At 38.9% G+C, this 15,033-nt stretch carries 15 protein-coding genes; 4 read left to right on the top strand and 11 right to left on the bottom strand.

Annotated features, from left to right (window positions below):
• Positions 1-245: 245 nt before the first annotated feature.
• A complete protein-coding gene (locus tag QM941_RS01620; RefSeq protein ID WP_414338125.1) occupies positions 246-1,820 on the bottom strand; it encodes a DEAD/DEAH box helicase in 1,575 nt (524 codons plus the stop codon).
• A gap of 365 nt (positions 1,821-2,185) precedes the next feature.
• Between QM941_RS01620 and QM941_RS01615 the strand changes: the two genes are divergently transcribed.
• The 4 genes from QM941_RS01615 (at position 2,186) to QM941_RS01600 (ending at position 6,912) form a co-directional block, all read left to right on the top strand.
• Complete coding sequence (locus QM941_RS01615; RefSeq protein ID WP_414338123.1) at positions 2,186-3,502, top strand: FAD-containing oxidoreductase; 1,317 nt, start codon at positions 2,186-2,188, stop codon at positions 3,500-3,502.
• Between the two features lie 86 nt (positions 3,503-3,588).
• Positions 3,589-4,932 carry a lipid II isoglutaminyl synthase subunit MurT gene (gene murT / locus QM941_RS01610; protein WP_414338121.1) on the top strand — a complete coding sequence of 448 codons (1,344 nt, stop codon included), beginning with the start codon at positions 3,589-3,591 and terminating at the stop codon, positions 4,930-4,932.
• Positions 4,932-5,714, top strand: a complete 783-nt coding sequence (gene gatD / locus QM941_RS01605; protein WP_414338120.1) for a lipid II isoglutaminyl synthase subunit GatD — start codon at positions 4,932-4,934, stop codon at positions 5,712-5,714. The genes murT and gatD overlap by 1 nt, the downstream gene beginning before the upstream one ends.
• Positions 5,715-5,829: 115 nt before the next feature.
• Positions 5,830-6,912 carry a M24 family metallopeptidase gene (locus QM941_RS01600; protein ID WP_414338117.1) on the top strand — a complete coding sequence of 361 codons (1,083 nt, stop codon included), beginning with the start codon at positions 5,830-5,832 and terminating at the stop codon, positions 6,910-6,912.
• 248 nt (positions 6,913-7,160) lie between these two features.
• On the opposite strand, the gene QM941_RS01595 is transcribed toward QM941_RS01600, so the two are convergent.
• The 10 genes from QM941_RS01595 to QM941_RS01550 all read right to left on the bottom strand — a co-directional run bounded on the left by QM941_RS01595 (position 7,161) and on the right by QM941_RS01550 (position 15,033).
• A complete protein-coding gene (locus QM941_RS01595; RefSeq protein ID WP_414338116.1) occupies positions 7,161-7,742 on the bottom strand; it encodes a GNAT family N-acetyltransferase in 582 nt (193 codons plus the stop codon).
• Positions 7,743-7,942: 200 nt separating this feature from the next.
• Positions 7,943-8,767, bottom strand: a complete 825-nt coding sequence (nadE, locus tag QM941_RS01590; RefSeq protein WP_414338113.1) for an ammonia-dependent NAD(+) synthetase — start codon at positions 8,765-8,767, stop codon at positions 7,943-7,945.
• Between the two features lie 2 nt (positions 8,768-8,769).
• Positions 8,770-10,224 (bottom strand): nicotinate phosphoribosyltransferase, encoded by a 1,455-nt coding sequence (locus tag QM941_RS01585; protein ID WP_414338111.1) that lies wholly within the window; start codon positions 10,222-10,224, stop codon positions 8,770-8,772.
• A gap of 107 nt (positions 10,225-10,331) precedes the next feature.
• The gene (locus tag QM941_RS01580; protein WP_414338108.1) at positions 10,332-10,820 is read right to left on the bottom strand and encodes a DUF6773 family protein; all 489 of its coding nucleotides are present in this window, start codon (positions 10,818-10,820) and stop codon (positions 10,332-10,334) included.
• Positions 10,810-11,019 (bottom strand): helix-turn-helix transcriptional regulator, encoded by a 210-nt coding sequence (locus tag QM941_RS01575; protein WP_001107501.1) that lies wholly within the window; start codon positions 11,017-11,019, stop codon positions 10,810-10,812. Before QM941_RS01575 ends, QM941_RS01580 begins: the two co-directional genes overlap by 11 nt.
• Positions 11,020-11,170: 151 nt before the next feature.
• On the bottom strand, positions 11,171-11,581 hold the full coding sequence (locus QM941_RS01570; RefSeq protein ID WP_414338105.1) for a GNAT family N-acetyltransferase: 411 nt from the start codon (positions 11,579-11,581) through the stop codon (positions 11,171-11,173).
• Positions 11,582-11,696: 115 nt separating this feature from the next.
• Positions 11,697-12,179 carry a transcription elongation factor GreA gene (greA, locus tag QM941_RS01565; protein WP_414338102.1) on the bottom strand — a complete coding sequence of 161 codons (483 nt, stop codon included), beginning with the start codon at positions 12,177-12,179 and terminating at the stop codon, positions 11,697-11,699.
• Positions 12,180-12,253: 74 nt separating this feature from the next.
• The gene (gene mltG, locus QM941_RS01560; RefSeq protein WP_414338099.1) at positions 12,254-13,960 is read right to left on the bottom strand and encodes an endolytic transglycosylase MltG; all 1,707 of its coding nucleotides are present in this window, start codon (positions 13,958-13,960) and stop codon (positions 12,254-12,256) included.
• A 75-nt stretch (positions 13,961-14,035) separates the two neighbouring features.
• The gene (locus QM941_RS01555) at positions 14,036-14,536 is read right to left on the bottom strand and encodes a GNAT family N-acetyltransferase (RefSeq protein ID WP_414338096.1); all 501 of its coding nucleotides are present in this window, start codon (positions 14,534-14,536) and stop codon (positions 14,036-14,038) included.
• Positions 14,533-15,033 (bottom strand): GNAT family N-acetyltransferase, encoded by a 501-nt coding sequence (locus tag QM941_RS01550; RefSeq protein ID WP_414338094.1) that lies wholly within the window; start codon positions 15,031-15,033, stop codon positions 14,533-14,535. Before QM941_RS01550 ends, QM941_RS01555 begins: the two co-directional genes overlap by 4 nt.

Genomic DNA, 15,033 nt, shown 5'->3' with positions numbered 1-15,033 from the left:
ATTATAACATAGAAAAGTCTTTATTACAATAATTATCTGAAAATTGCTTATTGCATCACAATTCTTTTATATTCGCAATTTTTTGCTGTTTTTTTAACATTTATAATTGACATCCATTTATTTTTTTGATAATATAATATTACAAGATAATAAATATATAAATACAATTTCAAGTATAATTTTTTCTACTTTAATTTAGGTCTCCTTATATATAAAAAGCGATTCACAAAATGAACCGCTTTTTCTTATTTATCACCCTTGTTACGAATAACAAAGCCTGTTTTCTTCTCGCTTGATGTGGTGCGTGGTTTTTTAGTGTCCTTGCGGTAACGCTTTTCTTTATCAAAGCGATCCTTTGAACGTCCACCTTTACGATAGTCATCACGACGTCCATTGCCACGGCGTTCACGTTCTCTACGGTCGTCACCACGACGGCCTCCTCGACCACCCTTGCCTTTGCCACCGAAGCCACCACTAGATGGTTTAAATGGTAACGGTTTTTCACGTGCAATCTCAACCTCAGGAAGACTGTCTGGGTCTTGAACAGTTAAGCTGAGAACATACATGGCCAATTCTTCTGGGCTGAATTTTGAGGCCAATTGACGAGCATCCTTGCCAAACTTTTCAAAGTTGCTACGAATCTCCTCATTCGCAAAATCACGTTCAATTTTCTTAAGAGCTACTTGCTTCTTAGCTTGAAAGGCTTCTTCTGCACTTGCAGGCTTGAGACCTTTCATACGTTTCTTAGTCAAGTTCTCAATGATTTGGAGATAACCCATTTCATTAGGTGAAACGAAGGTAATAGACTGACCTGACTTACCTGCACGTCCTGTACGACCAATACGGTGAACATAACTCTCAGGGTCTTGTGGGATATCGTAGTTGTAGACATGAGTCACACCTGAAATATCCAAACCACGAGCAGCCACGTCTGTTGCAACGAGAACATCAAGGTTGCCATTTTTAAAATCACGAAGGACACGAAGACGTTTATTTTGGTCCAAATCTCCATGAATCCCTTCTGCGCGGAAACCACGGATTTTAAGCCCACGAGTCAATTCATCCACACGACGTTTGGTACGACCGAAGACAATAGACAACTCAGGTTGATCAACATCCATGAGACGAGTCATGGTGTCAAATTTTTCTTGTTCTTTAACACGGATATAGTACTGGTCTACCAGTTCTGTTGTTAATTCTTTAGCAGCAATCTTGACATGCTCAGGTTCTTTCATGAACTGAACACCAATACGTTTGATGGCATCTGGCATAGTCGCTGAAAAGAGCAAGGTTTGACGATTTTCCGGTACACGAGAGATGATATCTTCAATATCTTCAAGGAATCCCATGTTCAGCATTTCATCTGCTTCATCTAAAATCAAGGTTTCAATATCATGTAATTTCAAAGCCTTGCGTTTAATCAAGTCCAAAAGACGCCCTGGTGTTCCTACTACGATATGAGCACCTGATTTAAGAGCCTTGATTTGTTTTTCAATGCTTGAACCACCATAGACTGAACGAACTTTTACACCCTTGCTTCTACCAAAGCGGAAAAGCTCTTCTTGGCTTTGAACTGCAAGTTCACGAGTTGGCGCAATCACCAAAGCTTGGATTGTCGCTTCTTCTGTCCGAATTTTTTCAAGGGTTGGCAAGCCAAAGGCCGCTGTTTTCCCTGTACCAGTCTGTGCTTGACCGATAACATCTTTTCCCTCAAGAGCCAAAGGAATGGTTTGCTCTTGGATAGGACTTGCTTCTACAAATCCTGCTTTATCAACTTCTGCTAAAAGGTCAGCAGACAAGTTAAATTCATTAAATTTCACGTTATTCTTCTTTCTAAAGGTGGTGCGAAGCCACCCTATAGCGCTTAGTTTATACTTTTCTTTTCATGACGTATTTTCATATCTTAATATGAAAGATCGTGTTGCTTCTTTTCCACTAAAGAAAAGTACTGCTTTCTTTGCAACTTATCTAGTATAACACAAGAAGGGGTTAAAAGATAGTCAAACCCTCTGATTAAATCATGTAAACGATTTTTTTACCAAACTCTTCTTCTCTTCACTAAATAGTTCTTAAAAAATCATCGTCGATTGTTTTAAAAAAATGTAATCCCTTTATTTTAGCGTAGCAGAATTGTGAAAAAATTTTTTTCTTGTGCTAGAATGAAATCAAACAGGAGGATTTAAAAATGTTAACATACGATTTAATTGTCATTGGATTTGGTAAGGCAGGTAAGACGCTTGCTGGGAAACTAGCTTCAGCTGGAAAAAAAGTAGCTCTTATCGAGCGAAACAAGGCTATGTACGGAGGAACTTGTATCAACATTGGTTGTATTCCAACCAAAACCTTGTTAGTTGCTGCAGAAAAGGACTTGTCATTTGACGAGGTTATGGCAACAAAAAATACCATTACGAGCCGCCTCAATGGTAAAAACTATGCGACTATCGCTGGTACTGGAGTTGATATCATTGATGCCGAAGCCCACTTTGTTTCAAACAAAGTCATCGAAATTCAAGCTGGAGATGAAAAACAAGAACTAACTGCTGAAACTATCGTCATCAACACTGGTGCTGTTTCAAATGTATTACCAATCCCAGGTCTTGCTACAAGTAAGAACGTCTTTGACTCAACAGGCATCCAAAACTTGGACAAATTGCCAGAAAAGCTTGGAATCCTTGGTGGTGGAAATATCGGTCTTGAGTTTGCTGGTCTCTACAATAAACTTGGAAGCAAGGTAACAGTACTAGATGCTCTAGATACTTTCCTACCTCGCGCAGAACCTTCTATTGCTGCTCTTGCTAAACAATACATGGAAGAAGACGGCATTGAACTACTTCAAAATATCCACACTACTGAAATCAAAAACGATGGTGATCAAGTTCTTGTTGTGACTGAAAAAGAAACCTACCGTTTCGATGCCCTTCTCTACGCAACTGGACGTAAACCAAATGTAGAGCCACTTCAACTTGAAAATACGGATATTGAACTAACTGAACGTGGCGCTATCAAGGTGGACAAACATTGTCAAACAAACGTTCCTGGTGTCTTTGCAGTTGGAGATGTCAACGGTGGACTTCAATTTACCTACATTTCACTAGATGACTTCCGTGTTGTTTACAGCTACCTTGCTGGTGATGGCAGTTACACACTTGAAGACCGTCTTAATGTTCCAAACACTATGTTTATCACACCAGCACTTTCACAAGTTGGTTTGACTGAAAGCCAAGCAGCTGATTTGAAACTTCCATACGCTGTTAAGGAAATCCCTGTTGCTGCTATGCCTCGTGGTCATGTAAATGGTGACCTTCGTGGAGCCTTCAAAGCTGTTGTCAACACTGAAACTAAAGAAATTCTAGGTGCAACTATCTTTTCAGAAGGATCACAAGAAATCATCAACATTATTACTGTTGCTATGGACAACAAAATCCCATACACTTACTTCACAAAACAAATCTTCACTCACCCAACATTGGCTGAAAACTTGAATGACTTGTTTGCGATTTAATTATAGAAAGCAGTCCGATAGCGGGCTGTTTTTCTTATACAAAATCTCAAATCTGTCTTTTTCAGCATTTATGATATAATAGAAACATGAAATTAAAAACTACTTTGGGCCTTCTTGCTGGGCGTTCTTCTCACTTTATTTTGAGCCGTCTTGGCCGTGGAAGTACGCTGCCTGGAAAACTCGCCCTTCAATTTGATAAAGATATTCTACAAAATTTAGCGAAAAACTACGAAATTGTTGTGGTAACTGGTACCAATGGAAAAACCTTGACAACCGCTCTCACTGTCGGTATCCTAAAGGAAATTTATGGTCAAGTGTTAACCAATCCAAGTGGTGCCAACATGATCACAGGGATTACGACTACTTTCTTGACTGCAAAATCTTCAAAAACTGGAAAAAATATAGCAGTACTTGAAATCGACGAAGCTAGTCTCTCACATATCTGTGACTATATCCAGCCTAGTCTTTTCGTTATCACTAATATCTTCCGCGATCAGATGGACCGATACGGTGAGATCTATACGACCTACAACATGATTTTGGACGCTATTCGAAAAGTTCCTACTGCTACTGTTCTGCTGAACGGTGATAGTCCGCTTTTCTACAAGCCTGCAATTTCAAATCCTGTTCAGTATTTTGGTTTTGATCTGGAAAAAGGTCCAGCGCAACTTGCTCACTACAATACTGAAGGTATTCTCTGCCCTGAATGTCAAAGTATTTTAAAATATGAGCTAAATACATATGCCAACTTGGGAGCTTATATCTGTGAAAATTGTGGATGTAAACGTCCTGAGCTGAATTATCGTCTGACTGAACTGGTTGAATTGACCAACAATCGCTCTCGATTTGTTATCGACGGCCAAGAATACGGTATTCAAATCGGTGGCCTCTACAATATCTACAATGCTCTGGCTGCAGTTGCTATCGCTCGTTACCTAGGCGCTGATTCTCAACTGATTAAACAAGGATTTGACAAGAGTCGAGCTGTTTTCGGTCGCCAAGAAACTTTCCATATCGGTGACAAGGAATGCACACTGGTTCTTATTAAAAATCCTGTTGGTGCTACCCAGGCCATCGAAATGATCAAACTAGCTCCTTACCCATTTAGTCTATCTGTTCTCCTCAATGCAAATTATGCAGACGGGATTGATACCAGCTGGATTTGGGATGCTGACTTTGAGCAAATTACTGGTATGGACATTCCTGAGATCAATGCGGGTGGCGTTCGTCATTCTGAAATTGCTCGTCGTCTACGTGTTACTGGCTATCCAGCTGATAAAATCACTGAAACAAGTAGCCTGGAACAAGTTCTCAAAACAATCGAAGCTCAAGACTGCAAGCATGCCTATATCCTTGCGACTTATACGGCTATGCTAGAATTCCGAGAATTACTAGCTAATCGTCAGATTGTTAGAAAGGAGATGAACTAATGGTTTATACTTCACTTTCATCAACAGACGGCAACTATCCATACCAGCTAAATATAGCCCATCTCTATGGAAACCTTATGAATACATACGGAGATAATGGAAATATCCTCATGCTCAAGTATGTAGCTGAAAAGCTTGGTGCCCATGTTACAGTTGACATCGTTTCTCTCCATGATGATTTTGATGAGAACTACTATGATATTGCCTTCTTTGGTGGTGGTCAAGACTTTGAACAAAGCATCATTGCTGGTGACTTACCTGCTAAAAAAGAAAGTATCGACAACTTTATCCAAAATGACGGTGTTGTCCTTGCTATCTGTGGTGGCTTCCAGCTATTAGGCCAATACTATATTGAAGCTTCTGGCAAGCGTATTGAAGGATTGGGTGTTATGGGACACTACACACTCAACCAAACCAATAACCGCTTCATCGGTGATATTAAGATTCACAATGAAGAATTCGATGAAACCTACTATGGATTTGAAAATCACCAAGGCCGCACCTTCCTCTCAGATGACCAAAAACCACTCGGTCAGGTTGTTTATGGAAATGGAAATAATGAAGAAAAAATCGGTGAAGGTGTTCACTATAAAAACGTTTTTGGTTCATATTTCCACGGTCCAATCCTTTCTCGTAATGCCAATCTAGCCTATCGTTTGGTCACTACTGCCCTCAAGAAAAAATACGGTCAGGACATTGTTTTACCAACTTACGAGGATATTCTTAGCCAAGAAGTTGCTGAAGAATACAGCGATGTTAAAAGCAAGGCAGACTTCAATTAATACTTAGATTCCAACATGCTATTAGCTGTTGGAATTTTTTTGTATCCTTTTCTCCTTCTCCCTTGCTTTTTCTCCTATTTTTTGCCAAAATAGAGGGGTAGAAAGAAGGTAGCATATGTCTAAATTACAACAAATCTTAACTTATCTTGAATCAGAAAAGCTAGACGTCGCTGTCGTATCTGACCCCGTCACAATTAATTACCTAACTGGCTTTTACAGTGATCCACACGAACGCCAAATGTTCCTTTTTGTCCTTGCAGATCAGGAACCGCTTCTCTTCGTTCCAGCCCTTGAGGTTGAACGTGCGACTAGCACTGTCTCTTTCCTGGTAGTTGGCTACGTGGACTCTGAAAACCCATGGAAGAAAATCCAAAATGCCTTGCCACAGCTTGATTTCAAACGTGTAGCAGTTGAGTTTGATAATCTCATCTTGACCAAATATCATGGCTTGAAAACAGTCTTTGAAAGTGCTGAGTTTGACAACTTAACTCCATTGATCCAACGCATGCGCTTAATCAAATCTGCAGACGAAGTGCAAAAGATGATGGTATCGGGTATTTACGCCGACAAGTCTGTTAAAGTTGGTTTTGATAATATCTCTCTTGATAATACGGAAACTGATATCATTGCTCAGATTGACTTTGCTATGAAACGTGAAGGCTATGAAATGAGCTTTGATACCATGGTCTTGACTGGTGATAATGCTGCGAATCCACATGGTATTCCTGGAGCTAACAAGGTTGAAAACAATGCCCTTCTCCTCTTTGACCTCGGTGTGATGGTCAATGGTTATGCATCAGATATGACTCGTACAGTCGCTGTTGGTAAACCTGACCAGTTCAAGAAAGATATTTACAACTTGACTCTAGAAGCTCAACAGGCTGCCCTTGACTTTATCAAACCTGGTGTAACAGCTCATGAGGTTGACCGTGCAGCTCGTGAAGTGATCGAAAAAGCTGGCTATGGTGAGTACTTCAATCACCGTCTCGGTCATGGTATCGGTATGGATGTCCACGAATTCCCATCTATCATGGAAGGAAACGACATGGTTATCGAAGAAGGCATGTGCTTCTCTGTTGAACCTGGTATCTATATCCCTGGTAAAGTCGGTGTTCGTATCGAGGACTGCGGTGTTGTTACGAAGGATGGCTTCGACCTCTTTACAAGTACCAGCAAAGACTTGCTTTATTTTGATTAAGCTGAATTATATCAAATATAAAAAAGGACGGGATGTAAAATCTCGTCCTTTTCTGACATTAATACTCTTCGAAAATCAAATTCAAACCACGTCAGCTTCACCTTGCCGTACTCAAGTACAGTCTACGACTCGCTTCCTAGTTTGCTCTTTGATTTTCATTGAGTATAACACTTTGACGCAGTAGCTGTCTGGCTTGAAATACGCTTTATCAAGCTTTTTCAAGCCTAGTCAGCCTTGCGGGGGTGAGACTACGAAATCGTAACTTCGTCTACCGATTTCTGTCTCACCGCCTTTTTGATTTGATAATAAATTTTATCAGCTATATAACCTTTTCGTTCAACTGCATTTGGAATTGTCTTCCAAAAAGTCATACCCGCCTTTTCCATCACACGACCAGAGGCGGGATTTAAACTTGCATAGCAAGCATCAACCTCTTCAAATCCAATCTCATCTAGACAGTATGATAAAACAGCCTTCAAGGCTTCTGTCATGAGTCCTCGTCCCCAGTAGTCCATCCCTAAGATATATCCGACTTCACAGCTAGAGTTTTCTTCATCCACACTGACCAGACTAATATCTCCAATGACATATTCTGGGTTTTCTTTGAGACTAATGGCCCATTTGTAGTAATTTGGATTGTCATAGGATGCTACCCAAGTTCTTATTGAGTTCTTTGTAAAATCAACATTTGGATGAGGATCCCAAGTAACATAGGTTAGATTATCTAGACTAGAAGCCCAATTTTCAAACATGGCTTGAGCATCAGTTTCACAAAAGCGTCGCAATAGCAACCGTTCAGTATGTAATGTCTTTGTACCTATGGATTTCATAATTCTACCTCGCTTTTCTATTTTCAGGCTCGGGGTAAAAACACTATACTCATGAACATTGAGAAAACAACAATTTCCTCTAATTTCATGACGCAGTAGCTGTCTGGCTTGAAATACGCTTTATCAAGCTTTTTCAAGCCTAGTCATCCTTGCGGGGGTGAGACTACGAAATCGAACTCTTCGAGTTACCGATTTCTGTCTCACTCCCAAAACGTATCAAACACTGTGATTGGTAGGTGGCGTTTGTGTTGGCCTTTGTGCCACCATTTTTCAATGGTTGCTTGTGCTTCTTGGCTGATTTGTTTACCTTCCAGGTAGTCATCAATCTCTGCATAAGTTACACCGAGTGCAACTTCATCTGCCAAGCCTGGTTTCTCTTCTTCTAGATCGGCAATCGGTACTTTTTCATAGAGAGCAGAATCAGCTCCAAGCACCTTCAATAGTTGTTTTCCTTGACGTTTGTTGAGACGATAGAGAGGTAGAATATCTGCACCGCCGTCACCGAACTTGGTAAAGAAACCTGTGACATTTTCTGCAGCATGGTCAGTACCAATAACTGCTCCACTCTGAGCTCCTGCGAGTGCATATTGGGCAATCATCCGGTTTCTAGCCTTGATATTCCCTTTATTAAAGTCTGACATTGGACTACCAGTAGCCTCTACTGCCACTGCCATTGCATCTACAGAATCCTTGATATTGACCACCAAACTCACATCTGGCTGGATAAAAGCTAGGGCTTTTTGGGCATCATCCTCATCAGCTTGAATGCCATAAGGCAGGCGAACCGCTATAAATTTATAAGAATCATCACCGGTTTCAGCTCGCATTTCTTCCATAGCTAATTGGGCAAGGCGACCAGCTAAAGTCGAGTCTTGACCACCAGAAATTCCTAATACAAAACTTTTAAGGAAGGGATGTTTCTTCAAATATCTTTTTAGAAAGTCAATAGAACGACGGATTTCTTCTTGAGGATCGATGGCAGGTTTAACCCCTAATTGCTGGATAATGGTCTCTTGTAAACTCATTCTTATTCTCCTTCACCTAGAGCTGCCTTGCGCATCTTGTCAATCAAGTCCATCTTATCTTGCCAAATATCATGCGCTAAGTCTACTGGATAATGTTGTGGATTCAGAACACGTTTGTATTCATCCCAAAGCTTATCAAATTCCTTGCGAGCATAAGCTTGAATTTCAGGAAGACTCGGTAAATCATAGATTAGTTTTCCATCCTTGAAAATATCCACCAAGAGAGGAACTGCATCAAAATTGCGGACAGTTTTCTTGATGTAAGTATAGGTTGGGTGGAACATCTTGAGTTCAGTCATATTTGACACATCAACGCCATCATAGGTAATATAATCACCTTCAGATTTTCCTTTTTCACGACTAGTAATGCGCCAAACTTGTTTCTTACCTGGAGTTGAAACTTTTTCAGCATTGCTAGAGAGTTTGATGGTGTTGCGCATCTGACCATTTTCATCTTCAATAGCCACAATTTTATAAACTGCACCAAGAGCAGGTTGGTCATAGGCAGTGATAAGTTTAGTACCCACACCCCATACGTCAATCTTAGCCTTTTGCATCTTGAGGTTAAGGATAGTATTTTCATCTAGATCATTGGATGCATAAATTTTGGCATCTGGGAAACCAGCTTCATCCAACTGATGTCGAACTTTCTTAGAAATGTAAGCAATATCTCCTGAATCGATACGAACACCTTTAAAGTTAATCTTATCTCCAAGTTCACGAGCAACCTGAATAGCTGCAGGTACACCGATACGAAGGGTATCATAAGTATCTACTAGAAAGACACAGTCACGATGGGTCGAGGCATAAGCTTTGAAAGCCTGATAGTCATTCCCATAGACCTGTACCAAGGAATGAGCATGTGTTCCTAAAACAGGGATGCCAAAGAGTTTCCCTGCACGGACATTACTAGTTCCATTAGCACCACCAATTACAGCCGCACGTGTTCCCCAGATAGCCGCATCCATTTCTTGCGCACGACGTGTTCCGAACTCCATCAAAGGTTCATCATCAATGACAGAACGAATGCGTGCTGCCTTAGTTGCTATCAAAGTTTGAAAGTTAACGATATTCAAAAGGGCTGTTTCAACCAATTGACACTGAGCCAGAGGACCTTCTACCTGAACGATTGGTTCATTAGCAAAAACCAAATCACCTTCCCGAGCAGAACGAACCGTCAACTCCAATTTGAGATTACGGAGATGGTCTAAAAATGCACCATGGTAACCAAGTGATTCTAGATAATCAATATCACTGTCTGAGAAGCGTAAGTTTTCTAGGTATTTTACTATCCTCTCTAACCCTGCAAAAACAGCATAGCCGTTATTAAACGGTTGTTGGCGGAAATAAACCTCAAAAACAGCTTTCTTATTATGAATACCTTGGTCAAAGTAGACCTGCATCATGTTAATCTGATACAAATCTGTGTGCAATGTTAAACTGTCATCTGGGTACATATACTGTCCTTCTTCCTTATTTGTAAAAAGAAGAAAATATTTCTTCTTTTCTCATAAATTAGTACTATTATAACACATTTTACCAAGATGGAGAAAAAGCTAACAAGCTATTCCATACTCTCAAGTTCATCCATATCCTGCTCAAACTTTTTCTGGGCCCATTCACCATAACTTTTCAAACCTAAGTTGCCAATAAATACCCAAGGGAGATAAAAGACATAAGTAAATACCCAAGCATAAATGTATTTAAAATGTAAAGGGTTGTGCTGGTAAATTTCGATATTGAACTGATAGTTTTGTAGCATCAAGCTAGCTGTAATCACTAGAGTTAATAATAGGCATCCTAAAATTGTAAAATGGAAACGACTATAATAGGTTACACCTAGACTTCGAGCACGGTTGAAAAAGTAAAAAGTTCCAATAATGATAATGATGAGAATCATTCTCGGATTAAAAAGACTTGGTGCTAATACTGCAATCATATAAGATAAAAGCAAGAAAGCTATAGAGATATAGAAACTTTCAGCCCCCGCTTTATTCATCAGTTGTTCTTCTCTTTCGTCTAGTAATTGATAATAAAAAAATCTATTTTTCATCTTCTTCCTCCCAAAATAATTGATCCAACGTTTTCCCTAAGCATCTACAAATGGATTGACAAAGTGAAAGCGAAGGATTGTACTTTCCAGCTTCTATCAAACCGATAGTCTGCCTAGTGACACCCACAGCTTCTGCCAAATCACCTTGTGTCATATCAAGCTCCACTCGAGCTAACTTTAATTTTAAATTCTTAGCCACTTGTTACCTCCTCCTTAATTTTAAAAGTCGCGCTTCTTTTTTCAACTTTATTATATCATATATTTTACATTATGCAATATATATCTATCATTTTGTGAGATTTTTTTTACAAAAAAACTCTCTACCACTTACATGATAGAGAGTTCTCTGTTTACAAATCTTTTTGATAATAGTGCCTTTGTCCAGTGTAGGGATAGTCTTTTAAGGTAAAGACTTCCTTGTAGCCCTGCTTTTGATAAAAGGCTGGCGCTTGAAACTGATAGGTATTCACAAAAGCAAAGCGACAGTTTCTCTTTTTAGCTTCACTTTCTGCTTGGTGCAATAGTTGGGATCCGATTCCTTGTCCTCGTATGTCCTCCTTCACAAACAAATACTCAATTTCTAACCAATTCCCGAAAGTCTCTGCTACTAATCCAGCCATGATCTCACCATGTTCATCTTCAATATACAGATTAAGTGGCTCGCTTTCAGCAACTTCTCTTTTGGAACGATTATAGGAGCGAATCAAGTCTCCTATTACTTGCGATTTCTGAGACCCTGTATTTTCCAATCTTACCTGCATACAAACCTCCTAAAGACACCTATAGCTTGATTATAACCTTATTTAGATAGTCTGTCAAACTAGAAAAGCTCATCAAGGTAATTGATGAGCTTTTCTTCATTTCATAAATTTCTACTTAAACTGTTTTTTCAACCTTTAAGATTTTTACATCATAGCTACCTGCTGGTGTGTTAATAGTAGCAATATCACCTTTTTTCTTACCAATTAAGGCCTGACCAATTGGGCTTTCATTTGAAACTTTACCTGCAAAGGCATCTGCCCCAGCTGAACCTACGATGATGTATACTTCTTTTTCCTTTTCGCCAATTTCTTGGATAGTTACAGTACGTCCGATAGCAACCTCATTACGAGCAACGGCATCACTGTTGACAATTTCAGCATAGCGAATTTTTGTTTCCAAGCTTGAAATTTGTCCTTCAACGAAGGCTTGCTCATCTTTTGCTGCTTCGTATTCACTGTTTTCTGACAAGTCACCATATGAACGCGCGATTTTGATACGTTCAACAACTTCTGGACGACGAACTAGTTTTAGCTCTTCTAATTCTTTTTCGAGTTTTTCTTTTTCTTCAATGGTCATTGGATAAGTTTTTTCTACCATTTTTCTCAACTTTCTTTTAATTCTATAAAATATTATTTGCCTGAAAGCAAAATTATGTGGAAAACCACATAATTTTAGTTAGAGTTATTTGATTGTTTCAGTTTACTATTGATATGTTCCTCAACGTTACGATCATGTTCTTCTTGCGTTGCAGCAAAGTAAACTTTACCATCTTGAACATTAGCAACAAAGTAAAGATTTTCACTCTTAGTCTGATTGATACTTGATTCGATTGCATCCAAACTTGGGCTGTCTACTGGTCCAGGCATAAGGCCAAGATTTGTATAAACATTATATGGTGAATCAATAGCTGTATCAATAGCAACATCATCAGCCAAACTGATGTTTTGACCAAGTTTACCTTCAGCATAAAGGATAGCAATATTACTTTGAAGTGGCATACCAATATTCAAACGGTTATAGAAGACCCCAGCAATCAACTTACGATCTTCTGTTTTTGCACCTTCCTTCTCTACAAGAGAAGCAATGGTTAAGAGCTCATTCACTGTCAAGTTCTTTTCTTTGATAGTAGCATAATAGGCGGATAAGTTTTTATCCATCGCTGCTAACATTTCATCAATTAAACTCTCTACAGTTGTACTTTCTTTGATTGCATAAGTTGCAGGGAATAGATAGCCCTCTAGACGGTAACGAACACCACTATCTTTAGCTGGTAAGCTTTCAAGAAGAGTTGGATATTTTGCTACCGCTTGAGCAATAAAGGCTTCATCTTGAACTTTTGTCATAAAGGCTTCTGCTGTCAGAGCTTCTTTAAAGTCACCTTGTAATTGACCTACCGTCTGAGCAATTTGTTCAAGTGTATATCCTTCTGGAATGGTTAAGCTTGCATGTGTAACCTCTTGAGGTTCAGGTGTTCCACCTTTTTGCAATTCTTTAATCAAATCATCTGTGCTCATGCTCTTTTGCAAGTTATAGTGACCTGATTTAAATTCTGAGTAGTTTTTATACTTAACATAGAGAGTAAATACCAAACTATTTTTTATCAAACCAGAATTCTCTAGAGTTGAGGCAATTTCTTGTATATTAGCACCATCAGGAATCTGAACACTCACATACTGCTTAGAGTTTGGATCTACAGGTTGCAATGCTGATTCAGCATATTGAAGACCAAAGTACCCCCCCGCTCCAAGTAGAACGATTAAAACTAATAATGTCACGAAAAAGCCTTTTACATGTGATTTTTTCTTTTTCTTAGCTGGTTTTTCCGACTCTCTACGTCTTCTTTTAGGTAATTCTGTTGTCTCTGTGGTGCCTGTTATTTCTGTTGCTTTTGTTGTAGGTTTAAAATTAACTTTAACAGGAACTTCTTGACTTTTAGTTTCAATCTTTACTTCTTTTTTAGGTTTTGGAACACTTGATTTTCCACCTTGCGTACGATACGATACTTGAACTTTCGTAGGACTAGAAGTGGATTCTCCATCATTTGGCTTTATCATTTTAGAAGTATTATTTGTCTCAGAAACTTTATTAGATTCTTCAATATCTTCTTTTAAATTAGAAGGACGCGGTGGTACTGTAGGTGCATTAGCAATTAATTGGTCAACTGTTGAAACTGAGTCCGCAATCAACTCCTGTGCAGAATTTTCAAATTGTTTTTTCTCTGAATCTAAATCAGAAGGATTCATTAATGTTGAAAAAAGTTCGTTAATTTCTCCAGATGTTTTTTCATCGGTTTTTTCATCGGTTTTTGCTTGTTCTAAATCTCGCAATATTTGCTCTTTAAAACTTAGCTTTTCTTCTTCTCTTGATTTGTCGCTCAAAGGTTTTACCTCCTTCTTGATAATCCATAATATTATATCTTAAAAATCAAAGAAAAGCAACCTTAGAAGCCATTCTTATGCTTTTTTCTTATTTTCCCAAACCATATCAAACCATATTTCACCAGCAAACTGAGATTTGGATACCCCTTCATTAATAAATCCATGCTTTTCGTAGTATTGAACCAGATAATCATGACAAGTTAGATTGATCCCTTCTCGTTCATGTTCTAGGGCTACCTCTTTTAATGCGGTCAGCAATTTACGTCCCAAGCCTAAAGCTTGGGCTTCCTTAGCTATAGAAAGGCAGGTTACAGAAATATAGCCCCCTTCTCGATGACTGTGGTCTTTGATTTCTTCTGTAAATGATAAGTCTTGTAAATAACGATGGGGTACCACTGGTCCTTCAATATAGCCTAAGATTTTCCCCTCTTTTTCAGCCACTAAAAAACTGGTCTTGATTTCTCTCAGGTGAGCTTCAAATACAGAACGAGTAATGGCTTCTTCGATGGAAAAATTTTCCAACTCAATCTCTAAAATCCGGTCCAGATCACTAACCCTTGCTTGTCTAATAATCATACTTCCTCCTGGTAGTAGGGATTTGACCAAAACATTCGAAAGCTCATTTGACTTGAGGTTTCATCTTCTTCCATTCCTTCCTCAATAAATCCATTCATTTCAAAATAAGAAATCAATTTATCTGGACAAAGGCTTGAAATCCCAGGTCGATTTTGCTCGTAACTCTTTTCTTTGAAAGCAGCTAGTAAAAGAGTACCAAAACCTTGACAATGATAGTCTGCTAAAATTGCCAGCTCTAAAATTGTTAAGGGTGAGTTTGCTTTGGTTTTGCTCTGTTCTTCCTGATTGGTTACCTCTGTTGCTACTGCGCCACAGAGGTAACCAATTACCTGCTCATCAAGACAAACTAAGAGAAACGTATCCATATAATTACGGATACGTTCTTCTACAATTTCTAGATGATTTTTTTCGTTGGGAAGTGAATTACTTTCTCGTATCAAACAGATTTGGTTTAAATCTGTCTTTTCAACCTCCCGAATTGATATTGGAAATTCCAT

This window comes from Streptococcus timonensis (genome assembly GCF_047460355.1).
GTDB lineage: Bacteria > Bacillota > Bacilli > Lactobacillales > Streptococcaceae > Streptococcus > Streptococcus timonensis_A.
The sequence above is the reverse complement of the archived record's forward strand: the minus strand, read 5'-3'. Positions and strand labels throughout refer to the sequence as shown.